Here is a 21846-nt window from a genome sequence, read left to right as displayed (position 1 = left end):
TCAGGGAAAGAGACAAAATGTCAGCATATTACACTTTACTCAAACGTGAACAACATGCCGATGGTGGCTGTACTGCGCACTATCGTTGCAACATTCATGCACAAGGCGCGTGGAATCCGCATGAACAACACATGGCACCTGCAACGGGTATTTTGTGTGCAGAACTTGAGCAATTTATGCCGCGTGATGATATGCGAATTGGTCGGGTCGGTTTAGATATTTTTGGCTTAATTGCCTTTGGTGAATTTAGTATCACCACCCGTATGATTCGACCGGGTAAAACCATTGAGCTGATTGAAGCGGAAATGTGTGCTGAAGGAAAAACCTGTATTGTGGCGCGTGCATGGAAAATGAAAACCTCAGATACACGCGCAATTGCAGGATTGGAAGATTTACCGATAGAAAACCCTGAATATTTGCCCGATTGGGATGGCATGCGTTGTTGGCCGGGCGGCTATATTCAAAGCATTGAAACCCGTGCGCATTTAGATCGTCGTGCAGGTAAGGGCATCGTTTGGTTAAGAAACCAATTGGATATGGTTGAAAATCAAAACACATCCAGTTTTGTGCGTTTATTGGGGATGGTGGATACCGCCAATGGCGTAGTGCCACGCTTAGACCCGAATGCGGGCTGGGGTTTTCCAAATTTAGATTTGCAAATGCATTTACACCGTTTACCGCAAGGCGAATGGCTAGGCTTGGAAGTAACACAACAATATGGTGAAGATGGAATTGGCTTAACGAGTGCAGTTTTGCATGATACTCAAGGGCCATTTGGACGTAGTGAGCAGATTTTAACTTTGCGTCAATTCTAAATCTATTCAATATCAAACAAAAAACATCAGGACGAATTGCTTCGTCCTTTTTTTATTGGCATGCTGTGTGCAGATTATTTCATCTTATTTTATCTGAAAATATTATGCGAATTAGTTTGATTGGTGCAGGGCGCGTTGCACATCATTTGGCTCATGTTTTAAACGCACAGCATCAAATTGTGCAAATTTATAGCCGCAGTCTGGACAAGGCACAGCAGTTGGCTGCACAGGTTGGCGCAGAAGCAATTGCAGAAGTAGAACAATTTCATTCAGACCTGGATTTAGTAATTATCGCAGTGAGTGATCAGGCCATTGGACAGGTGATTCAGGAAGTTCATCGTGACTTAAATCATGTGTTGATTGTGCATACCTCTGGCAGTACTAAACTAGATATATTGCAACAGCATCATGCGCGTTCAGGGGTATTTTATCCCTTACAAACCCTTAGTTTAGAGCGTGAAATTGATTGGTCAGAAACGCCTTTATTTATAGAAGCTGCATTTGCTGAAGATCAACAGCTTTTAATGACTTTGGCAAATAGCCTAAGCAAAAGGGTTTATGCCTATACTTCAGCACAGCGTTTGAGTTTGCATTTGGCTGCGGTATTTGCCTGTAATTTTAGTAATTATTGTTATGACATGGCTAAGCAAGTGGTCGATGCTCAGCAAGTAGATTTTAGTTTGCTGTATCCTCTTATTTTGGAAACTGCGCATAAAGCAACCCAAAATGATCCGCGTCAAATGCAAACAGGGCCTGCCATGCGGGGCGATCACAATATTTTAAAAATGCATCAGGACTTATTGGCAGTAGGGCAGCAACATGAACTTGCCAAAGTTTATGCGATGATGAGCCAACAGATTTTAAAGCGGCATCAATCTTAGCCATTTGATGAGATAAAACGAGTTCACATAAAAAATGCTTCCCAGCGGAAGCATTCTTTTCTAGCAGAAATTAGTTAATTTTCTTGAAGATAAAATCATTAATCTTATGACCTGCTTCAATTCCGCGACGTTCAAACTTAGTTTGTGGACGCCATTCAGGACGAGGGTAGCTATTGCCTTTGCCCGCCAAGTTTTCTAAACGTGGACGGTTGTCTAATACATCTAGCATCCATTCTGCATATGGTTCCCAGTCGGTTGCTGCATGGAACGTACCGCCTAACACTAATTTTTGCTCTACCAACTCCATGCGTTCATGAGCAACAAAACGGCGTTTGAAGTGACGTTTTTTCTGCCATGGGTCTGGGAAATATAACTGTACCGTATCAATGCTATTGTCTGGCATTTCACGTAGCACTTGAATTGCATCGGCATCTAAGACACGTAAGTTGCTTAAACCTGCTGTACCTGCTTCATAAACGCACTGTGCAATCCCTGGAATATGGACTTCAATCCCGACAAAGTTACGTTCAGGGTTAGCTTGCGCCATAAGTACCAAAGAACGACCCATCCCGAAACCAATTTCTACAGTGAGCGGGCGTTCAGGGTGTTCAAAATGCTGACGTAAATCACCAACAGGATATTCCAAAATTAAGTCGCCGTATTGTTCCAAGGCGCTACGTTGTGACGTATTCAATGGTGAAGAACGGCGCATGAACGTTACAATTTCACGATGCTCGTTGAGGTTGTCCAGCTCGACAACGTGCTGGTCTAATTGATCGTTCGACATAATTTTGGCAAATCTAATAAATTCGAATGCGGTATTTTAAGTCCTGAGCCATTGAAGTCAAATTTTTTCGCTCTTTTTCGCAGCGCCGTGCAAGATTGCGATACATCTGCATCTTTTGAGCATAAAAAATGCCGAATCATTAAGATTCAGCATTTAACATCATCAACGGTATTTTAATACAATAATTACGAATGGGTACTGTATTGATCAATTAAGGTATGACTGGCCTCATTCAATCCAATAATATGCACTTTAATTTGTTGGGCTTTAAATTTGTTCACCACGCTATTCAGCATATTTACAGAGGTAATATCCCAAATATGCGCATGCGTTAAGTCGATGGTGACATTGCTAATATCTTCTGAAAAATCAAAAAACTGATAAAACTTTTCTGAACTGCTAAAGAAAATTTGCCCTGAAATCACATATTGGCGGGTATGTTCGCCTAATAAAAATGAGCTGACTTTAACTTCACTTTCCAGTTTATTCACCAAAAATAAAGCAGAAAGCAGTACGCCAACAAAAACACCCAAAGCAAGGTTATGGGTAGCTAACACCACAATCACCACAGCTAACATGACTATATTGCTTTGTTTCGGATGCTTTTTAAAATTACGGATGGAATCCCAGTTAAAAGTCGTGAATGACACCATAATCATAATCGCAACCAAGGCTGCTATAGGAATATATGCCAACCAATCTTTGAGAAAAACCACCAAGCACAGCAAAAATACGCCTGCTGTAAGTGTAGATAGCCGTGTACGCGCCCCAGAACTGACGTTGATAATAGATTGCCCAATCATGGCACAGCCTGCCATACCGCCCATAAAGCCACTCACAATATTGGCATAACCCTGACCACGACATTCCTGATGCCGATCTGCTTCTGTGCCTGTGGCTTCATTGACAATCGTAGTGGTCATCATGGTTTCGAGTAAACCGACTGTGGCTAAGGTCATGGCATAAGGAAAAATAATAAATAAAGTTTCAAAATTCAGTGGAATGTCAGGCACTAGAAAAATAGGCAGCGTGTCGGGAAATTGTCCCAAATCGCTTACGGTACGCATATCTGCACCAAGTAATAAAGCAACCACACTCAGCACAATAATGCAGACCAAAGGCGAGGGAATGCTTTTACCAATTTTAGGAATGTATGGAAACAGATAGACTACCGCTAAACCTAATCCTACAAATAAATAGCCTAAGCCATCCATTTTCGATAATTCAGGCAGTTGCGCCACAAAAATTAAAATCGCCAAGGCATTTACAAAGCCATAAACTACCGATTGCGAAACAAAACGCATCAGTTTGGCAACTTTAAAATAGCCTGCTATAACCTGAATCAGCCCTGTGAGTACTGTTGCAGCCAATAAATATTGCAAACCATGTTCTTTGACGAGGGTAATCATCAGTAATGCCATAGCGCCTGTCGCGGCAGAAATCATGGCAGTACGCCCACCAAAAAAAGCAATCGTGACCGCAATACAGAACGATGCATATAAGCCGACTTGCGGATCGACGCCTGCTATAGCCGAAAAGGCAATTGATTCAGGAATTAATGCCAAACCTACCACTAAACCTGCCAAAACATCGGTGCGGATATTGGAAAACCATTCTTCTTTTTTCAGGCTAATCACAATCTCAATTTCATGAAACTTTAAAGGGCTGTATGTTAAAACATCTAGAGATAAAAAAGCAGGCAAAACAGACTTGAAAAAGCCTGTCTTTTGCAGGATAGTCAAAGCGTAAGGGCTTTTTAAGACATTTACGCTTTTTTGCAATTTATAGGTTCAATCACTTGCAAGTTTGTGACAAGCGATTTACAACAGAGATAGTTATATAACAAGGATCAAATATGAAGCTTTATTATTCACCTGGCGCATGCTCTTTGGCAGCACATATTATTTTAAATGAAGTGAATGTCGATTTTGATATTGAGCGTGTAGATTTAAAAACCCATAAAACAGAAAAGGGTGCCGATTATTATGAAATTAACCCTAAAGGTTATGTACCTGCTTTAGAAATTAACCCAGGTTTAATTTTGACGGAAAACGTAGCGCTATTGCCATTTTTAGCGCAGCAAGACCCTAAACAGGATTTAATTCCGCCATCTGGTTTAGGTCGTGCTAAAGTATTGGAATGGTTGGGTTATTTAAACTCTGAATTACATGACGCTTACTCAGTATTTTTTGGCGCGCCTTTAGATGCAGAAGCCAAAGAAAAAGCCTATGCAGAAATTGATCGCTTGTTGACTTATATTGATCAAGCGATTGCATCATCAGACCATGAATATTTGGTGGATGATAACTTTGGTCCAGCCGATGCGTATTTGTTTGTTATCACTAATTGGTCAAACTATATTGAGCATGATTTAACTCCGTATAGCCATGTGGTTGAAATCCGTAATAAAGTTGCTGCGCGTCAGTCGGTACAAATTGCTATGCGTGATGAAGGCTTGATTCCTTAATCGGCTTTTACTTGCCAGAATCAGATAATAAAAAAGACGTTGAGTTAACACTTAACGTCTTTTTATTTGAGTTGTCGGACTTGGAAAAGACCCTAATGATTATTTAAAGAAATAACCCGTTTCAGGTGAGCTGGCATTCGCCATACGCTTACGTGGCATACGTCCTGCCAAATAAGCTTCACGTCCTGCTTCTACTGCTTTACGCATCGCAGATGCCATTAGCACTGGGTTTTGTGCTGCTGCAATTGCAGTATTCATCAGCACACCATCGCAACCTAATTCCATTGCAATCGCAGCATCACTTGCGGTACCCACACCTGCATCTACCAATACAGGTACTTTGGCATTTTCTTTAATAATTGAAATGGTATGCGGGTTAAGAATACCTAAGCCCGAACCAATTAAACTACCCAACGGCATAATTGCCACGCAGCCCATACTTTCCAATTCTTGTGCCACAATCGGGTCATCTGAAGTATAGACCATGATCTCAAAACCATCGTCAATTAGCGTGCGCGCAGCTTTTAAAGTTTCGGTGATATTTGGGTAGAGGGTTTTTTCATCGCCCAAAACTTCTAGTTTGACGAGGTTTTGACCATCTAGCAATTCACGCGCCAACATGCAGGTGCGCACGGCACTGTTGGCATCAAAACAGCCTGCTGTATTTGGCAAAATGGTGTATTTTTCTGGTGGAATTACGGAAAGTAAGTTTGGCTGATCTGGATGTTGCCCAATGTTTACACGACGAATGGCAACCGTAACAATTTCTGCGCCACTGGCTTGAATCGCCAAATCTGTTTCGGTTAAATCTTTGTATTTGCCCGTACCCACCAATAAACGTGAATTAAAGGTACGTGAACCGATTTTAAAGGTATCTTGCATGGGTGCTCCGAGTTTAGCCGCCACCAACGGCATGAATAATTTCAATGCGGTCTTGATCGCAAATAGGGGTTTCGGCAAGTTTGCTTTTGGCAATAATTTTTTCGTTTTGCTCCACAGCAAAACGTTTGCCTTCTAAATCTAATGCCTGAATCAGTTGTAACAGGGTCGTGTGAGTGGTCTGTTGTGCTTCGCCATTCAGATAAATTTGCATGACCGAGAATCCATCTTCAAAATTACAAAATATAATTGAGCTTTATTTGGCATATTTCATGGCTTGCCACGCTAAGCTTAGCCAGCCTGCAATCATGAGTGCTCCACCAATTGGGGTAATCATGCCCAAGCCACGGGCTAAATCCAATGCCATGATATACAGTGAACCGCAGAAAAATAAAATACCCAGTTGAATCAGAATAAAACTGGCTTTAATAGGAAGTTGTGGAATTACTTTGGCCAATATGCCCAATGCTAAAAGTCCAAGGGCATGATAGAAAAAATAATCTGTTGCAGTTTGCCACCAAAGCAATTGCGCTTCAGTTGCACGGGCCTTTAAGCCATGTGCACCAAATGCACCGAGCATGACTGCTATAGCTAAATTCAGGGCAGAAATTGCAATCCACATACGCAAATTGACCTATTTAATTTTGCGCTTAACCTTAGCACATTTTTAGGGGCGGGAAAATCTGAGATTTGCCTGCCTGTATGTAGCTGTACCAATTAAAGACAATAAAAAAGGGCAGTTTGCCCAATTTTATTTTTCGATGTGTCTGCATCAATTTGGAGAATGTCAGTTTAGTTTGATGACATCGCCACTTTAATTTTTTCCATGGCATTTTTTTCGAGCTGACGAATACGTTCTGCCGAAACATTATATTCTGCTGCCAATTCATGCAGGGTCGATTTATCATCATCTAACCAGCGACGCTGCAAAATGTTACGTGAACGATCATCCAACTGCTCCATGGCTTCATGTAGGGCAGAAGTGCTTTGTTCTTCGTAGTCTTCGTTTTCGACCAAACGTGCAGGGTCGTAACGGTTATCTTCCAAATACAATGCAGGTGCAACATAAGTTGAACCTTCATCGTCATCATCGCCCTGTGCTTCAAAAGCTGCGTCATAAGCGGTTAAACGACCTTCCATTTCCAAGACTTGTTCTGCAGTTACATTTAAGTCATTGGCAATAGATTGTGCTTCTTCAAGCGTCAGTTTTTTGCTAGATTTTTTGAGGCTACGCAAATTAAAGAACAATTTACGCTGCGCCTTGGTGGTGGCAATTTTAACAATACGCCAGTTACGAATAACATATTCGTGAATTTCAGCTTTAATCCAGTGCACGGCAAATGACACCAAACGCACGCCCATATTCGGGTCAAAGCGTTTCACGGCTTTCATTAAGCCCAAGTTGCCTTCCTGAATTAAATCGCCCTGCGGTAAACCATAGCCCGCATAACTTCGTGCAATATGCACCACAAAACGTAAATGCGACATGACCAACATTTTGGCCGCGTCTAAATCTTGATCGTAATAATAACGCTCGGCTAACTCTTTTTCTTGTTCAGCCGTTAAAATAGGAATTTGGTTAACAGTACTAATATAAGCCCCGAGGTTTACCCCTGGTGCAGATAATGACAGGGGCATCAACTGATTGCTGCTGTCACTCATGAGATCTCCTTATAGGATTAGGTAGGTAAAATAACCGATGTCTTTATCTTAATGCCAATATTCTACTTAAATAAGTAAAATTGGTGTAGATATGTAAATCTTTATAGCAATAAGCGGCGAATATTAAGTCATTAAAACAAATGAACAATCAAACAGATACGCTTATTACGATGCTTTTGGCTTGGCAACATCAATCACATAATGAAACTCTGTTGCCGAAATCTGACTTGCTTCACAGCTATATTGATGTAACTGACAATAACGCGCCACATCTTGCTGGCTATGCGGATCAGATGACTTCAATAAAAACCGTGCAGAATCTGATTGTTTAAGGGCACGTTTTAGCATCAATAAAGGCATAGGACAAGGTTGTCCCATGGCATCAATCACTATGATAGGTTGTTCAGCATCACACAGCATTGAAGTAAAAATTCGCCTTAAAAAACAGAATGATCATACTAGCAAATTCGCTCACAAATCCCAAATAAATTTCATCTGAAGCATCGGGGCTATTCATTGCGCGGCTTACTGCGCATAAGGGCAAGAGAATTGGCTTATTTTGTGAGATATTTGCAATAAAATTTATAGATCAAAATTGTGCTAAGTCACTTAACAGAAATAAAAATTTTCCATTTGTTCAAATCGTTTCAAACTGAACAAGATAAATCAAAAAAAATCTATTAATTGTCATAAACCCGTGTTAAGCTCGATGCGTATTTAGGATTTTAGATAGACAATCGTTGTTTGTCGCCCTATTACAAATGGATGTAACCGGGATTTTGTTAATAGTTATACAGAATGATTACAAGCTTAGAAATAAAAATATTTTTAAACTTTGTTTGCTCTGCTGTTTGCAACACCGGGTGGTCCTTCTTTTTAATCAATGAGGATTAACTTATGACAGCTCGTGAACAAGGCGTAGTTAAATGGTTCAACGACACTAAAGGCTTTGGCTTTATCCAACGCAATGGCGGCGACGATGTATTCGTTCACTTCCGTGCGATCCAAGGTGACGGCCACCGTTCACTTCGTGACGGCCAACGTGTTGAATTCAGCGTAGTAAAAGGCCAAAAAGGCTTCCAAGCTGAAGAAGTACAGCCACTAGACTAATCACTCGATTATTCTAAAAAAACGCTCCAATCCTGATTGGGGCGTTTTTTATTTGTATTTCTGTTTATAATAGGTCAGTTTTTTGTCTGTATAAGTTCGAGCACATATTTATGTCATCTGGTTTTGAAACCTTAAATTTACATCCGCAATTGAAACAGGCTATTGATGCTTTGGGTTTCAAGGAAATGACGCCAATTCAGCAAAAGGTTTTAAAATTTACTTTGGCTGGACATGATGCCATTGGTCGTGCGCAAACAGGTACAGGAAAAACTGCTGCCTTTTTAATTAGTGTCATCAACGATTTATTGAATAACCCAATTCAAGGGCAGCGTTATCGTGGTGAACCACGTGCATTGGTTTTAGCGCCTACGCGTGAATTGGCTTTGCAAATCGAAAGTGATGCAAAAGACTTAACCAAATTTACCGACTTAAATGTGGTGACTTTGTTGGGTGGTGTAGATTTTGATAAGCAAAAGTCACAACTCAATAAAAACTTTGTCGATATTATTGTTGCGACACCAGGGCGCTTGATTGATTTTGTAGAACAAAAAGAAGTTTGGCTAGATCAGATTGAGTTTTTAGTGATTGATGAAGCAGACCGCTTGCTGGATATGGGCTTTATTCCATCGGTAAAACGTATTGTGCGTTATTCACCGCGTAAGGAACAGCGTCAGACGTTAATGTTCTCGGCAACTTTTAGTTATGATGTGTTGAACTTGGCTCAACAGTGGTTATTTGAACCTGTTACAGTCGAAATTGAACCTGAAAAGAAAACCAATGCCGATGTTGAGCAACGGGTATATATGGTTGCCAAAACCGACAAATATAAATTGCTTGAAGAAATTTTACGTGATGAGCCGATTGAAAAAGTCATGATTTTTGCCAATCGGCGTGATCAGGTGCGTAAGCTTTATGATCATTTAAAGCGTGATGGCTATAAAGTGGTGATGTTGTCAGGTGAAATTGCCCAAGACAAACGCTTAAAAATGCTGGATCAGTTTAAAAATGGCAAACATAACATCATGATTGCAACAGACGTTGCAGGGCGTGGTATTCATGTCGATGGTGTTTCGCATGTGGTGAATTTCACTTTGCCTGAACAGTCAGATGATTATGTCCACCGTATTGGTCGTACAGGTCGTGCAGGTACACGTGGTGTGAGTATTAGCTTCTTGTCGGAAGATGATGCGTTCTATTTACCAGAAATTGAAAAAGCCATTGGTCAAAAATTGCCATTAACACGTTTAGATGGTTATTGCTAATTACTCATTTAAGCTATTTTTTAGTTTAAATCCTGCTGTTCTTAGTTTAAAAGTCGCTCTCAGTGGAGCGACTTTTTTGTATTTGCTTCTTATGTCGTGCTGTAATAATTTACTTTGCCTGACATCTAAAGGTCAGCACAGTTTGATAATCATCATCACGGGCAATATCAGTATTACGTCCCGCAATTGTACCTAAAACAGTTGCTGCCGCCTGAATCATTTGTCCCGTTTGCTCATCGACTACACCTTTGAGTGCGCCGTTATAAGATGTTTTTTCATCAACCAAGACTGGAGCGGCACGAGTACCACAGGTTTTATTGGCAGCTGTAATTGCATTATTTTTGGCAATAATATTACTTTTACCTAAACCTGTGACTTCATATAGGTTGTTTTCTTTTTGAATGGCAAGAGAATTATTTGGCGTGGTGGCACATGCGGTTAAAAGTGCAAAAACGGCAAGGCTAGAAAAGGCGACTATTTTTTTCATATCTACCTCGGGGCTAAAACGCTGTAGCGCGTATTGTTTGTTGATGATATTTCAATTCAAATGTGTAGAGATTGAAAATAACAATTTGATCTAGTTGAACATAATTTGGATGGTTTTAGATGTAGACACTGTATAGGCTGTGTTGATAATTCGTCATTCATTTATACACATCAAACCCAATCCATAATGTATTTTCATGCTCTTAAACTATAGATGAATGCGTCAAAGCATCATTGTTTAGATGTGCTGAGCAGGTTCATCTTAAAAGTGCAGACATATAGACCCTAATCAGAATCTTGCAAATAAGCATACGGAAATAGCGCAATTTTTTGAGTTTATGCTAATCTTAACCGAGCTTTTTGAAATAGTTATATAAGTCAATGACGGATACAGCGGTAGAAATCGTTCATCAAAATATTCATCAACGTCAGTCTACGGGGCAGTTAGTTGAACCTGCACCAAATACTGAGCAGCTAGAAATGGCTTTTCAGGCAGCTTTAACCGCACCAGATCATCATCGTTTAAAACCTACGCGCTTTGTGGTGATTACTGCCGAGCAACGTGCAGCATTTGGTGAGTTACTTTCTCAAGCCTTGGCAGACATGGGCGAAACCGATGCGGTTCAGTTGGAGCGAGTGAAACAGCATCCATTTCGTGCGCCACTTTTAGTGTTGGCGTTAACGCAATTTCAGGATCATCCAAAAGTGCCACGTTTTGAGCAGACTTTAAGTACAGGTGCTGCGGTACAGAACTTTTTACTGTCTTTGCAGGCGCAGGGCTTTGCCAGTATGTGGCGTAGTGGGGCAGTCGTTGAGTCGAACTTGCTGAAACAAGCTTTAAACTTAAATGCAGATGATTTAATTTCAGGCATTATTTATGTGGGAACAGCGGCTAAAGCCATTCCTGCACGCGCTGAGTTGAATACGCAAGCTTATGTTCGTTATTGGAACGCATAAGTCTTTATTTTTAGGATATAACAATAATGTCAGAGTTAAATTTTGCCGATTTGGTTGAACCTGTTGCAATAGATCGAAAAACTGCGTTACGTATTACAGTATTGGGTGGTGGCAGTTTTGGCACAGCAATGGCCAATACAGCAGTACGTAATGGCTGCGACACGATGATTTGGATTCGTGATGAAGCAACTGCCAAAGAAATTAATGAAACGCATATTAATCGACGTTATTTGCCAGATTTTCAGTTGGAGCAGGGTTTAAGAGCCGTTTCAGATTTGGAAACTGCAGTTCGTGACCGTGACATTATTTTAGTGGCTATTCCAAGTCATTCTTTCCGTGATGTGTTGCGTCAAATTAAACCTTTTATTAGTGCGCAAGCAGTGGTGTCTTTAACCAAGGGTATTGAAGCCAAAACCTTTAGTTTTATGAGCGATATTATCCGCGAAGAATTGCCTGAAGTGCCGTATGGCGTATTGTCTGGCCCAAACCTTGCTAAAGAAATTGTGGCGGGGCAGCCTGCAGGTACGGTCATTGCCAGTCATTCTGAATTGGTGCGTTATGCAGTGCAGCAAGCTTTACACAGTGCATTATTCCGTGTTTTTGCCAGCGATGATGTGAATGGTGTGGAATTAGGCGGTGCGCTAAAAAATATTTATGCTGTGGCGATGGGCATGGCAGCCGCTTATAACGTGGGTGAAAATACTAAGAGTATGATTTTAACCCGCGCTTTGGCAGAAATGAGTCGTTTTGCGGTTAAGCTTGGTGCAAATCCATTGACCTTCTTAGGGTTGTCTGGTGTCGGTGACTTATTTGCAACGTGTAGCAGTCCATTGAGTCGTAACTATCAAGTGGGTTATGCATTGGGCAAAGGCAAAACTTTGGAACAAGCCACAGAAGAATTGGGGCAAACAGCCGAAGGGATTAATACCATCGTGCAAGTGCGGGCGCGCTCGAATGAATTAGATGTGTATATGCCAATCACTTGTGCGCTTTATGAAGTGATTTTTGAAGGTGCGCCGCCTATGAATATTGCACTGTCTTTAATGAAAAATGGACATCGCAGTGATGTGGAATTTGTCTTGCCGCATCATCAAGTTTAGTTTTACATCCATAAAACTGCGCCACAGTAGGTAAAAACTTGCATGGAATATGACAGTTTGGTGAACTGAATTGTCATATTCTCAGGTTATACTGAGCGCATAATTTGAGTTAAATTGACACAACTTAATGTGTATCATCCTATAAGGAAATTCTATGCAACTGACTCTTGTTCGTCATGGTGAAGCCGCTCCTGCGATTATGGGCAATGATCATCAGCGTCCTTTGACTGAGCGTGGTCATATACAAGCACAAGAAACGGCAGACTATTTAAAAAATATCATTCAGCCCGATGTGTTTGTGGTTAGTCCTTTATTGCGTGCACAAGAAACCTTGGCACATTTGCAGCAATATTTTAAAGATGTGCCTGTGGTGGTCTGCAATACCATTAAACCTGAAGATGATGCAAAAGTTGCGGTGGAATGGTTGTCACAATTGCCGTATGAGTCAATTGCGGTGGTGTGTCACATGAATGTGGTGGCACACATGGCAGAAATTTTGACTTCAGAATCTTTCCATCCCTATCATTTGGCAGAAGCACGTATTTATGAGCAGGCAGTAATTGCTGCGGGACTTTCAACCCAAATCAAAAGTTTTATTCCAAACGCATAAAATAAATGTATAAAGTTAAATACAATTCAACGGTAGAACGATAATAATGCTGTATTTATGGATGCCAGAAGCCAATGGGGTTTGGCAATGGTCAAATGGGGAACACTGGACACAGGCAGATAATCTTGATGCCTTGATTCAGGCATTGCAATCTTTTCAAGGAAAAGATGCTGTGGTGTTTTTCCCAAGCCGTGATGTGCAAATTATGCAACAAACTTTACCTAAAGCCCAATATAAACAATTGGGTACCGATGGTGTGAAGTATTTATTAGAAGAATATACCGTATTGCCAATTGATGCGATGCAGGTGGTTCATCATTTTCAGCCACCTGAGCAAATAACCGTGCTGGGAGTTGCCAAGCATAGTATTGAAACCTATTTGCATGTATTAAGTTTGTTGCCAGTTAAAATCAGTGCATTGTTACCTGATTTTTTAATTTTGCCGCAACCTGAACCAGGGCAAACGGTGATTGGAAATATTTGCGGACGCTTGTTGGTACGTGAAAGTGAATTTTTAGGTTATTCAGTTGATGATCTGGCACTTTATCTAGATTATCAAACTGCAGAACGAAACTATAAAATCACCAACTTTAGTGCAGAACAAATGCAAAGTATTGAAGCATTTGCAACACAAGAACAATTAGAAAGCTTTCATTATGTAGTACCTGCATTAGTGAAAGCCAAACAGCATCCATTCAATATGCTGCCAAAATCCAAGCAAGACACGGGTGTTTCAGGTTATTGGAAAGCCTGTGCAGCAGTATTTCTTGGGATTTTAATTGTACAGTTTAGCTATGATGCACTGCGTTGGAGCAAACTTAAAAAAGTAGCAGATCAAACAGCGGTTCAAGCCATAGAACAATATCAATATTGGTTTGGTGCAAATAGTCGTATTACCGAACAAAATATTCAAAGCCAGTTTGAAAGTCAGGTACGCATGAGTAAAAATGCAGATACTCAAGCGCTGCAATTGCTCAGTCGTGTTGGCCCTGTGTTGATGCAAAATCAAATTGTGGCCAATCGTGTGAGTTTTGATGCCAATATGTTGAACATGGAATTGAATGCCAACTCGGCAGCGACCTTACAAGCGCTCACTCAGCAATTGAATCAGCAGGGTTTTAAGGTCGAGCTGGGTAATATTCAGCCGAGCGCGTCAGGTGCAGTAGGATTGGTGAAAATACAATAATGAAAGCCATGGAAAAAATGTCAACTTGGTTCGATCAACGTATTGAACTGATACAAGATTATCTAGATCGTTTAAATACACGTGAACGTGTTTTGGTGGTATTTACCACAATCTTTGTGATCGTTGCTGCTGTGGGTTCTGCGTTGTGGTATATGCATGCCGCAGCCGAAAAACAGCAAAAACGGGTAAATGACCTTAAAGATTTGGTGGTGGTGATGCAAAGTCATGCAGTCACCATGAAACCTGCCAATGATGCACAACTCAGTGCAGCCGATAAAATTCAGCGTGTGGCTCAGCAACAGGGTTTATCGGTTGCTTCGCAGCAAAGTGGTGACAAGATGCTACTGGTGGCGAGTCATGCCAATTATGCTGTGTTGGCAAATTTTTTAACCCAATTGGCGCAAATGGGTTTAAGTATCGAAAAAATGGAATTAATTTCTGAAGCAGGGCAGATTAAATTAACAGCGACAGTCCAGTAAAGGTTAAAAATAAAGTCCGAAACTCGGAAAATAAACCCATGTCAAGCATAGCGTTTTGACTGGGCTAAGCCTATAATATGGCGACTTAGAAAGCAGTAGACTTTTGCAGATATGTTGTATTCTCTAGCCCGCCCGTTGTTATTTTCTTTAGCACCAGAGCGTGCACATGAGCTGACACTATCACTATTGAAATCGAGCCATAAAATGGGCTTGATGCGTCAAAAGACTGTAGCGAAACCTGTGACTTGTATGGGAATTGAATTCCCTAATCCAGTAGGTTTGGCAGCAGGTCTAGACAAAAATGGTGCATATATTGATGCCTTGGCTGGTTTAGGCTTTGGGTTTATTGAAATTGGCACCATTACGCCACGTCCTCAAGCGGGCAATCCGCATCCACGTTTATTCCGTATTCCACAGGCCAAAGCCATTATTAACCGTATGGGTTTTAATAATGATGGGGTCGATCAGCTGATTGAAAACGTCAAAGCGGCAAAATTTAAAGGTATTTTAGGGATTAATATTGGTAAAAATGCCGATACGCCTGTTGAAAATGCGGTAGATGATTATCTGATTTGTCTAGAAAAAGTCTATAACTATGCCTCTTATATTACTGTAAATATTTCATCACCCAATACCAAAAATTTGCGCAGTTTGCAAAGTGGTGATGCGCTGACTGAATTATTGCAAACCCTCAAACAGCGTCAGTTGGAGTTGGCAGAAGAACATCAACATTATGTGCCGTTGGTCTTAAAAGTTGCTCCAGATTTAGACCCTGAAGATATTCAGTTTATTGCCAAGCAATTATTGCAATTCAAAATTGATGGCCTGATTGTGACCAATACCACTTTGTCGCGTGAAGGCGTAGAAAACTTGCCGCATGGCGATGAAGCTGGTGGTTTATCGGGCGCGCCTGTGTTTGAAAAAAGTACTGCATGTTTGGCAGCATTTTCAGCAGCACTGAAAGGTGAAATTCCTTTAATTGGTGTCGGTGGCATTTTGTCGGGCGAACAAGCGGTTGCCAAAAAAAATGCAGGTGCAAGCTTGGTTCAGGTGTATAGTGGTTTAATCTATGCAGGTCCTGAGTTGGTTCAAGATTGTGTGAACGCCTTATAACTTATGAATACCATTGATATCGTTATTCTGATTCTCTTGCTTATTGGAGGGTTGAACGGTTTGCGACAAGGATTTATTAAAGCCTTTGCGAACTTGGTAGGATGGATTTTTGCCCTAATTGTTGCGGCAAAATATGCAGTTGTCCTAGCACCTTCGATGACAGCACTCAGTAGCGATCCTGTGGTACAAAAAATTGCAGCCTTTGCATTTATTGTCTTGGTAATTGTGGTACTGACCTGGATTGTAACCGCTGTTCTAAATGGTGTTTTAAAGAGCTTGAAGCTTGGCCCATTAAATCGTTTGGCAGGCGGTGCATTTGGTACCTTGAAAGGCTTACTCATTGTCCTTATTACCATTCAAGGCATTGGTCCTTGGGTCGAAAGCTCGCCTTATTGGAAACAGTCTAAATTTGTACAAACTTTATTGCCGTATGCACCGTGGGCAACAGAACTGTCCAAAGACGCTGCCAATGAGGCTTTACAGCACATCAAGTCGAAAGATGCCGCGCCATCTTCCGACATCGCATCTGACGCAAAAGAAAATCGCTCTGGCGCAGATGGCTCAACGAATAATCCTTTTTATTAATCCCTAGCTGGTCTGCGAGGTTGCTATGTGTGGAGTTGTTGGTATAGCTGGTAAATCACCTGTTAACCAAATGTTGTTTGATGCATTAACGATGTTACAACATCGTGGACAGGATGCAGCTGGGATCGTAACTTGCCACAATGGGCGTTTGTTCTTGCGTAAAGATAACGGTATGGTGCGTGATGTATTCCATACACGTCACATGCGTGCGTTGCAAGGTAATTATGGTATTGGGCACGTGCGTTATCCAACTGCAGGTTCATCAAGCAGTGCCGAAGCGCAGCCATTTTATGTGAACTCGCCGTACGGGATTACTTTGGCACACAATGGTAATTTGACCAATGCCGAAGAAATTCACGAAGATCTGTTTAAAACAGATTTACGTCACATGAACACCGATTCTGACTCAGAAGTGTTATTGAACGTATTTGCACATGAATTGCAAAAACGTGGCAAATTAAACCCAACTTCAGAAGATATTTTTCATGTGATCAGCCGTGTGCATGAGCGTTGTAAGGGTGCTTATGGCGTTGTTGCTATGATTACAGGTCAAGGATTGGTTGGCTTCCGTGATCCAAATGGTATCCGTCCATTGATTTACGGTTCACGTGAAACTGAACAGGGCATGGAATATATTATTGCATCAGAATCTGTGGCAATTACTGCACTTGGCTTTAAAGTTGAACGTGATATTGCGCCGGGTGAAGCGATCTTTATTAATGACGCAGGTGAATTATTTACCCAGCAATGTGCCGCTAAACCTGAATATCGCCCATGTATTTTTGAGTATGTATATTTTGCTCGTCCAGATGCGACCATTGATGGTATTTCAGTGTATAAAGCGCGTTTGAAAATGGGTGAAAAACTGGCGCATAAAATTACCCAAGAGTGGGGCGAGCAACACGATATTGATGTCGTTATTCCAATTCCAGATACATCACGTACATCAGCTTTAGAATTGGCAAATACTTTAGGGGTTAAATTCCGTGAAGGTTTTATGAAAAACCGCTATATCGGACGTACCTTTATTATGCCAGGTCAGCAATTGCGTAAAAAATCAGTGCGCCAAAAACTGAACCCTGTAGAGCTTGAGTTTAAAGGCAAAAATGTACTGTTGGTGGATGACTCGATTGTCCGTGGTACGACCTGTAACGAAATTATTCAAATGGCACGTGATGCTGGGGCGAAAAAAGTATTCTTTGCTTCTGCAGCGCCAATGGTGAAATATCCAAACGTGTATGGTATTGATATGCCAGCCAAAGATGAATTAATCGCGTCTAACCGTAATGTCGAAGAAATTCGTGAAATTATTGGTGCAGACCGTTTAATTTTCCAAGATTTAGAAGATTTAAAACAAGCCGTTCGTACCCATAAAGTACCGCATTTAACTGAATTCGATTGTTCAGTATTTGATGGCGTGTATGTAGCTGGCGGAATTGACGAAGCTTATCTGAATGATCTTGAGCAAAAGCGCAACGACTTGGCTAAAAAAGGCAAAGATGGTTATATTGATGTCAATATTGATGCCGCGTCAGTAGACTTAACTGGTGTAAAAGAGAGTTAATTTTTTTTCTGATCAGCTCAGTGAGAAAAGCGGGAAATTCCCGCTTTTTTCATTTATGATGGTGGCTCAAATACAATGTAATTCAGGATGTTTACATTGAGGTCTGTGAGTAGTTACTTGATTAAAAACAAAAATATGATTTGGTCTGCAATTTTATGTTTGGTTGCAGTCGCTTTGACCCTGTTTATCTTAAACACAGTTTTGGGTCTGTTGGTCTATTATGTCGATTCAAGCCAATCCATCTATTGGCACAGTCTAAGCCCATACTGGATTACGGTCTTGGTGCTGATTATGACGGTATCCGTCATTTTGGAATTTTACGTTTTTCGCTCAGGTGGTCATTCTTTGGCAAAACAATTGGGTGCGCGTCGTTTAACCCAGTTCGAAAGTACCCCAGAAGAAAGTACCGCACTTAAACTGACCGAACAATTGGCCGATACCTTTCAAATCCCAGCGCCTACTGTATATGTATTGCCCGATGAAATTGGGGTAAATGCCCTCACTGCAGGCTTTAGTCATAAAGATATTGTGATTATTTTGACTTGGGGTGCTTTGCAAAACTTGGATGAGCAAGAGCTTTATGGACTACTCAGCCATGAGTTTAACCATATTTTAAGTGGTGAAACCATTGATAATACCAAGCTTAAAATCCTCTACAGTAGCCTAACCACGTTTAGTAAGTGGGGCAGTAGCATCGCCAAACTTGGCTTTGGACAACATCGTGATGCACCGCCACATAAGTTAGCGACTTTTTTTGTTGCTGTAGGTGGTGGTATCTGGTTGTTTGGTAGCTTGGGCGTGTTGATTACCCGCTTAATTAAATATATTAGTCTAAGCGGACGTACCTTTAAAAATGATTTAAAAACCAAACGTTTGATTCAAAATAATGCCAATATTCAAACTTTGCTGCGAATTTATGTGCATCATGCAGGGTCGCAAATTCATAGTGAATATTCAGAATCTATTTCCCACATGTGCTTTGCTAACTCGCTCAGTCCGCAAAGCTGGATGAACATTCATCCAAGTATTGAAGCCCGTATTTTTGAGCTTGATCCAACCTTGGTACAAGACTTACAGCTAGAAAATTTGAAGCGTTTACGCAATCAGCCTTTGTTTAGCCTATTTCGTTCGTTAGAAGAAATGAATGCTGAATATTATGCGCCGTGGAGTTCACCACAACCTTTGCCTTTGCTGCGCTTATCGCCAATTAGCTTTGCAATTAATGATGCAATTAAGCCCCTCAAGCCTGAAATTCGTAATAACATGCCGCGCCCAGAGTTGATTCAGCGTGCCTTACAAACGTCAACGGGTTCGCGTGAGGTGATTGTTGCTATTTTAATGATTCGCCAATATCGTGAATTTATTCCTGCTGAAGCAGAAGTCAGCCGTGCAATTGTAGATGCTTTATTAAATTTGGATGGGCGAGTACATATCTCGATTTTCCATGAAGCATGTAAAAATATTGGTGGTATGCCGCTGAGTATCGCACGGCAGTTTTTAACCAAATTGGCAAAAATCATTCAGGAAGATGGTGAAATTGGTTTGTTAGATGCTTTGCTGCTTGAACGAATCAAGTTTGAATTAAACTTACTGCCTTTACATACACCTGCAGCGTTACACGAAGTTAAACCGCAAATTGTACGTTTAATCGATGCTTTATTGCATGTGCAGCAAATTAATAGTGTTAATCAGTTAGATGTACGTGAACGTATTTTAGAACGTGTTTTAACTGCAGATGAATTGATTGATTATGAAGAAATTTCAGATGAACCGATTGATTTATCAGAAATTTTAAATGATATGGCAGGTTTGCTGCTGCGTGATCGACTGATGGTGTTAGGCATTGCTGAAATTTGTTTGTGGAATGACCGTATTATCACCCAAGATGAATTGGATGTTTTGGAGTTGCTCTATTGGCGTTTAGGTTTTAAAACCGAAGAAATTGTCGAGCAAATGCAAAAACAAAACAGTTTGATGATTGTGTGACACTGATTGACTAGGTGTGTTTAAAGCAGATTTTGAAAAAATACGAATAGGTCAGATTGGGTGAAAGAAAGCACAGCATTGTGCAGCCTTTCTAGGTAGAATAGGTGCTATCTTGCATGTTGTTCTGTGATAAATACGTGCAGCGAAAAATTAGATGGGTGATGATAAACATGATGGGGCATCAGCGTGACATTTTAGCCAGTTTGGGAATCGATATTTGGGTTTCCAGAATGGCTGTGTCTCAAACTTTGCCACAATCATCGGTTTGGCGCGACCAAGCTGCACCTGAAATACACAGCGAAATTATTGTTCCTGCTGCAGTACCTCAACAATTAAAACAACAACAGCCGATTATTCACGAAAAGCCTAAGCAAGAACCATCTCCGCAACATACGACAGTTGAAGCGGCCGCGCCAGAAGTTGTTCCTGAAGCGCGTGTCATGCTGCAAATTGAAGCATTTAGTATTGAAGCTTTGCAGTTGCCACATTGTGTCATTTTGGTAGAAAGCACCACCTTGAGTCAGGAACAGCAACAATTGTGGCGTAATATTCAACATGCGCTACAGGCCGAATATCACGTATTGCAATGGCCTTTTGCTTTAGAAGTATTACAAGACGGCATCGGGGTAGAAAATTATGTGCAAGGTTTTGTTGATGTCTTGAGCACAGATAAAAACATGCTGATTTTAGGTCAATTACCACATTTTAAATCTGAACAATGTTTGCATTTAGCCAGCTTGCAAGAGATGTTAGATCAACCGCTGTTGAAAAAAAGTCTGTGGGATGCGATACAAATCACATCGTTACAGCCTAAAGCCTAAGTCAATTCAGATATTTAAAACTCTACATATACAAGCAATTGTAGACACGAAACAGGGATAATCATGCGTAAAAAAGTGGTAGTGTTTAGTCAAATTGATGCAGAAATTTTAAGTAAGCTAGAGCAAGATTATCAGGTGGTGCAGGTCAGCCCGAAGTTGGGTGACGTGAATCAACAGTTGCTTGAGCATGTGCAAGATGCCGATGGCATGATTGGTGCAGGGCGCTTGCTTAATCAAAGTAACTTACATACTGCGACTAAACTCAAAGTGATTTCGAGTGTAAGTGTCGGTTATGACAACTATGATGTAGATTATTTAACCCAGCAAAAGATTAGTCTTTGCCATACACCGCATGTCTTGACTGAAACCACAGCGGATTTAGCCTTTACCTTGCTAATGAGTGCCGCACGGCAAGTTCCGTATTTAGATCGATGGACCAAACAAGGGCAGTGGAAACGTACCGTAGGTGCAGCGCAGTTTGGACGGGATATTTATGGTAAAACCATTGGTATTGTAGGTTTGGGGCATATTGGTGCTGCTATCGCACGTCGAGCATTTCATGGTTTTAATATGAAGGTGGTGTACCACAATCGTCGTGAAAAAATGGAAGTGGCGAAGGCATTTAATGCAGAATATTTAAGTCTGGATGAATTGCTGCAACAGTCTGATTTTGTGGTACTGGCAGTCGATTTAAATGCAGACTCTAAAGCCTTAATTGGTCAGCGTGAACTTGATTTAATGCCGTCTCATGCAATTTTGGTCAATATTTCGCGTGGTTCGGTCATTGATGAGCAGGCACTTATTCAGACCTTACAAGCAGGCAAAATTTTTGCCGCAGCTTTGGATGTCTATGACAAAGAACCACTGCAAGAATCACCATTATTTGAGTTAGATAATGTCGTGACTTTGCCGCACATTGGTTCAGCAACTGCAGCAACTCGTCGACAAATGGCAAACTTAGCCTATAAAAATTTAGTTGATGCGCTGGAAGGACGTCGCCCGCAATATGTTGTTAATCCTGCTTGTTATACGTCTTAAAGTTAAAGATGATTTGGTAAAAATTGATAACACATCATTGCAAATGCGTTCATTTTTC

At 41.0% G+C, this 21846-nt stretch carries 24 protein-coding genes; 16 read left to right on the top strand and 8 right to left on the bottom strand.

Features of this window, described 5'->3' with window-relative positions; genetic code table 11:
* The first annotated feature begins 17 nt into the window (after positions 1–17).
* Positions 18–815 carry a thioesterase family protein gene (locus tag E0H79_RS08140; protein WP_004971519.1) on the top strand — a complete coding sequence of 266 codons (798 nt, stop codon included), beginning with the start codon at positions 18–20 and terminating at the stop codon, positions 813–815.
* A 104-nt stretch (positions 816–919) separates the two neighbouring features.
* Positions 920–1696: a Rossmann-like and DUF2520 domain-containing protein gene (locus E0H79_RS08135; protein ID WP_131261345.1), complete on the top strand. Its 777-nt coding sequence runs from the start codon at positions 920–922 to the stop codon at positions 1694–1696.
* 70 nt (positions 1697–1766) lie between these two features.
* Here the strand turns inward: E0H79_RS08135 and trmB are convergent, their stop codons facing one another.
* Together trmB and E0H79_RS08125 are read right to left on the bottom strand one after the other, a co-directional pair.
* Entirely contained in the window at positions 1767–2483 is a 717-nt protein-coding gene (trmB, locus tag E0H79_RS08130) for a tRNA (guanosine(46)-N7)-methyltransferase TrmB (RefSeq protein ID WP_004971514.1), read from the bottom strand.
* 185 nt (positions 2484–2668) lie between these two features.
* On the bottom strand, positions 2669–4120 hold the full coding sequence (locus E0H79_RS08125) for a SulP family inorganic anion transporter (RefSeq protein WP_131261344.1): 1452 nt from the start codon (positions 4118–4120) through the stop codon (positions 2669–2671).
* Positions 4121–4338: 218 nt separating this feature from the next.
* Between E0H79_RS08125 and E0H79_RS08120 the strand changes: the two genes are divergently transcribed.
* On the top strand, positions 4339–4950 hold the full coding sequence (locus tag E0H79_RS08120) for a glutathione binding-like protein (protein ID WP_131261343.1): 612 nt from the start codon (positions 4339–4341) through the stop codon (positions 4948–4950).
* A 99-nt stretch (positions 4951–5049) separates the two neighbouring features.
* On the opposite strand, the gene E0H79_RS08115 is transcribed toward E0H79_RS08120, so the two are convergent.
* The 5 genes from E0H79_RS08115 to E0H79_RS08095 form a co-directional block, all read right to left on the bottom strand.
* Positions 5050–5832, bottom strand: a complete 783-nt coding sequence (locus E0H79_RS08115) for a thiazole synthase (protein ID WP_131261342.1) — start codon at positions 5830–5832, stop codon at positions 5050–5052.
* Between the two features lie 13 nt (positions 5833–5845).
* Entirely contained in the window at positions 5846–6043 is a 198-nt protein-coding gene (gene thiS, locus E0H79_RS08110) for a sulfur carrier protein ThiS (protein WP_004971499.1), read from the bottom strand.
* Positions 6044–6085: 42 nt separating this feature from the next.
* Positions 6086–6451, bottom strand: a complete 366-nt coding sequence (locus E0H79_RS08105) for a DUF423 domain-containing protein (RefSeq protein WP_131261341.1) — start codon at positions 6449–6451, stop codon at positions 6086–6088.
* A gap of 170 nt (positions 6452–6621) precedes the next feature.
* On the bottom strand, positions 6622–7491 hold the full coding sequence (gene rpoH / locus E0H79_RS08100) for an RNA polymerase sigma factor RpoH (RefSeq protein ID WP_004971496.1): 870 nt from the start codon (positions 7489–7491) through the stop codon (positions 6622–6624).
* 165 nt (positions 7492–7656) lie between these two features.
* Complete coding sequence (locus tag E0H79_RS08095) at positions 7657–7911, bottom strand: sulfurtransferase TusA family protein (protein ID WP_096902533.1); 255 nt, start codon at positions 7909–7911, stop codon at positions 7657–7659.
* Positions 7912–8388: 477 nt separating this feature from the next.
* Between E0H79_RS08095 and E0H79_RS08090 the strand changes: the two genes are divergently transcribed.
* Together E0H79_RS08090 and rhlB are read left to right on the top strand one after the other, a co-directional pair.
* Positions 8389–8601, top strand: a complete 213-nt coding sequence (locus E0H79_RS08090) for a cold-shock protein (RefSeq protein WP_004648643.1) — start codon at positions 8389–8391, stop codon at positions 8599–8601.
* A 110-nt stretch (positions 8602–8711) separates the two neighbouring features.
* Entirely contained in the window at positions 8712–9863 is a 1152-nt protein-coding gene (rhlB, locus tag E0H79_RS08085; RefSeq protein WP_004971493.1) for an ATP-dependent RNA helicase RhlB, read from the top strand.
* 109 nt (positions 9864–9972) lie between these two features.
* On the opposite strand, the gene E0H79_RS08080 is transcribed toward rhlB, so the two are convergent.
* Entirely contained in the window at positions 9973–10350 is a 378-nt protein-coding gene (locus tag E0H79_RS08080; RefSeq protein ID WP_004971490.1) for a hypothetical protein, read from the bottom strand.
* Positions 10351–10730: 380 nt separating this feature from the next.
* Here E0H79_RS08080 and E0H79_RS08075 point away from each other — a divergent pair, with 380 nt between their 5' ends.
* The 11 genes from E0H79_RS08075 to E0H79_RS08025 all read left to right on the top strand — a co-directional run bounded on the left by E0H79_RS08075 (position 10731) and on the right by E0H79_RS08025 (position 21788).
* Positions 10731–11306, top strand: a complete 576-nt coding sequence (locus E0H79_RS08075; protein ID WP_131261340.1) for a nitroreductase — start codon at positions 10731–10733, stop codon at positions 11304–11306.
* A 26-nt stretch (positions 11307–11332) separates the two neighbouring features.
* Positions 11333–12406 (top strand): NAD(P)H-dependent glycerol-3-phosphate dehydrogenase, encoded by a 1074-nt coding sequence (locus tag E0H79_RS08070; protein WP_004971486.1) that lies wholly within the window; start codon positions 11333–11335, stop codon positions 12404–12406.
* Positions 12407–12560: 154 nt separating this feature from the next.
* Positions 12561–13016: a SixA phosphatase family protein gene (locus tag E0H79_RS08065; protein ID WP_004971483.1), complete on the top strand. Its 456-nt coding sequence runs from the start codon at positions 12561–12563 to the stop codon at positions 13014–13016.
* Between the two features lie 46 nt (positions 13017–13062).
* The gene (gene gspL / locus E0H79_RS08060; protein WP_131261339.1) at positions 13063–14202 is read left to right on the top strand and encodes a type II secretion system protein GspL; all 1140 of its coding nucleotides are present in this window, start codon (positions 13063–13065) and stop codon (positions 14200–14202) included.
* On the top strand, positions 14202–14681 hold the full coding sequence (gene gspM / locus E0H79_RS08055; protein ID WP_096902527.1) for a type II secretion system protein GspM: 480 nt from the start codon (positions 14202–14204) through the stop codon (positions 14679–14681). Before gspL ends, gspM begins: the two co-directional genes overlap by 1 nt.
* 111 nt (positions 14682–14792) lie before the next feature.
* Positions 14793–15794, top strand: coding sequence for a quinone-dependent dihydroorotate dehydrogenase (locus E0H79_RS08050; protein ID WP_004971477.1), 1002 nt, complete (start codon positions 14793–14795; stop codon positions 15792–15794).
* Between the two features lie 3 nt (positions 15795–15797).
* Positions 15798–16379 (top strand): CvpA family protein, encoded by a 582-nt coding sequence (locus E0H79_RS08045; RefSeq protein WP_004971476.1) that lies wholly within the window; start codon positions 15798–15800, stop codon positions 16377–16379.
* A gap of 25 nt (positions 16380–16404) precedes the next feature.
* Positions 16405–17943: an amidophosphoribosyltransferase gene (purF, locus tag E0H79_RS08040; RefSeq protein WP_096902526.1), complete on the top strand. Its 1539-nt coding sequence runs from the start codon at positions 16405–16407 to the stop codon at positions 17941–17943.
* 96 nt (positions 17944–18039) lie between these two features.
* Positions 18040–19929, top strand: a complete 1890-nt coding sequence (locus tag E0H79_RS08035; protein WP_131261361.1) for a M48 family metalloprotease — start codon at positions 18040–18042, stop codon at positions 19927–19929.
* Positions 19930–20099: 170 nt separating this feature from the next.
* Positions 20100–20750 (top strand): hypothetical protein, encoded by a 651-nt coding sequence (locus E0H79_RS08030; RefSeq protein WP_004971470.1) that lies wholly within the window; start codon positions 20100–20102, stop codon positions 20748–20750.
* 63 nt (positions 20751–20813) lie between these two features.
* The gene (locus E0H79_RS08025) at positions 20814–21788 is read left to right on the top strand and encodes a 2-hydroxyacid dehydrogenase (protein ID WP_131261338.1); all 975 of its coding nucleotides are present in this window, start codon (positions 20814–20816) and stop codon (positions 21786–21788) included.
* The last annotated feature ends 58 nt before the right edge of the window (positions 21789–21846 follow it).

It is taken from the genome of Acinetobacter sp. ANC 5045 (assembly GCF_004331005.1).
Lineage (GTDB): Bacteria > Pseudomonadota > Gammaproteobacteria > Pseudomonadales > Moraxellaceae > Acinetobacter > Acinetobacter towneri.
This window is presented reverse-complemented; position numbering and strand designations above follow the sequence as displayed.

Excerpts from the sequence above, each read along its gene's own strand:
- E0H79_RS08140 (WP_004971519.1), top strand. The coding sequence starts at position 18 with ATGTCAGCATATTACACTTTACTCAAACGTGAACAACATGCCGATGGT.
- E0H79_RS08135 (WP_131261345.1), top strand. The coding sequence starts at position 920 with ATGCGAATTAGTTTGATTGGTGCAGGGCGCGTTGCACATCATTTGGCT.
- trmB (WP_004971514.1), bottom strand. The coding sequence starts at position 2,483 with ATGTCGAACGATCAATTAGACCAGCACGTTGTCGAGCTGGACAACCTC.
- E0H79_RS08120 (WP_131261343.1), top strand. The coding sequence starts at position 4,339 with ATGAAGCTTTATTATTCACCTGGCGCATGCTCTTTGGCAGCACATATT.
- E0H79_RS08115 (WP_131261342.1), bottom strand. The coding sequence starts at position 5,832 with ATGCAAGATACCTTTAAAATCGGTTCACGTACCTTTAATTCACGTTTA.
- thiS (WP_004971499.1), bottom strand. The coding sequence starts at position 6,043 with ATGCAAATTTATCTGAATGGCGAAGCACAACAGACCACTCACACGACC.
- E0H79_RS08105 (WP_131261341.1), bottom strand. The coding sequence starts at position 6,451 with ATGTGGATTGCAATTTCTGCCCTGAATTTAGCTATAGCAGTCATGCTC.
- rpoH (WP_004971496.1), bottom strand. The coding sequence starts at position 7,491 with ATGAGTGACAGCAGCAATCAGTTGATGCCCCTGTCATTATCTGCACCA.
- E0H79_RS08095 (WP_096902533.1), bottom strand. The coding sequence starts at position 7,911 with ATGCTGTGTGATGCTGAACAACCTATCATAGTGATTGATGCCATGGGA.
- E0H79_RS08090 (WP_004648643.1), top strand. The coding sequence starts at position 8,389 with ATGACAGCTCGTGAACAAGGCGTAGTTAAATGGTTCAACGACACTAAA.
- rhlB (WP_004971493.1), top strand. The coding sequence starts at position 8,712 with ATGTCATCTGGTTTTGAAACCTTAAATTTACATCCGCAATTGAAACAG.
- E0H79_RS08080 (WP_004971490.1), bottom strand. The coding sequence starts at position 10,350 with ATGAAAAAAATAGTCGCCTTTTCTAGCCTTGCCGTTTTTGCACTTTTA.
- E0H79_RS08075 (WP_131261340.1), top strand. The coding sequence starts at position 10,731 with ATGACGGATACAGCGGTAGAAATCGTTCATCAAAATATTCATCAACGT.
- E0H79_RS08070 (WP_004971486.1), top strand. The coding sequence starts at position 11,333 with ATGTCAGAGTTAAATTTTGCCGATTTGGTTGAACCTGTTGCAATAGAT.
- E0H79_RS08065 (WP_004971483.1), top strand. The coding sequence starts at position 12,561 with ATGCAACTGACTCTTGTTCGTCATGGTGAAGCCGCTCCTGCGATTATG.
- gspL (WP_131261339.1), top strand. The coding sequence starts at position 13,063 with ATGCTGTATTTATGGATGCCAGAAGCCAATGGGGTTTGGCAATGGTCA.
- gspM (WP_096902527.1), top strand. The coding sequence starts at position 14,202 with ATGAAAGCCATGGAAAAAATGTCAACTTGGTTCGATCAACGTATTGAA.
- E0H79_RS08050 (WP_004971477.1), top strand. The coding sequence starts at position 14,793 with ATGTTGTATTCTCTAGCCCGCCCGTTGTTATTTTCTTTAGCACCAGAG.
- E0H79_RS08045 (WP_004971476.1), top strand. The coding sequence starts at position 15,798 with ATGAATACCATTGATATCGTTATTCTGATTCTCTTGCTTATTGGAGGG.
- purF (WP_096902526.1), top strand. The coding sequence starts at position 16,405 with ATGTGTGGAGTTGTTGGTATAGCTGGTAAATCACCTGTTAACCAAATG.
- E0H79_RS08030 (WP_004971470.1), top strand. The coding sequence starts at position 20,100 with ATGATGGGGCATCAGCGTGACATTTTAGCCAGTTTGGGAATCGATATT.
- E0H79_RS08025 (WP_131261338.1), top strand. The coding sequence starts at position 20,814 with ATGCGTAAAAAAGTGGTAGTGTTTAGTCAAATTGATGCAGAAATTTTA.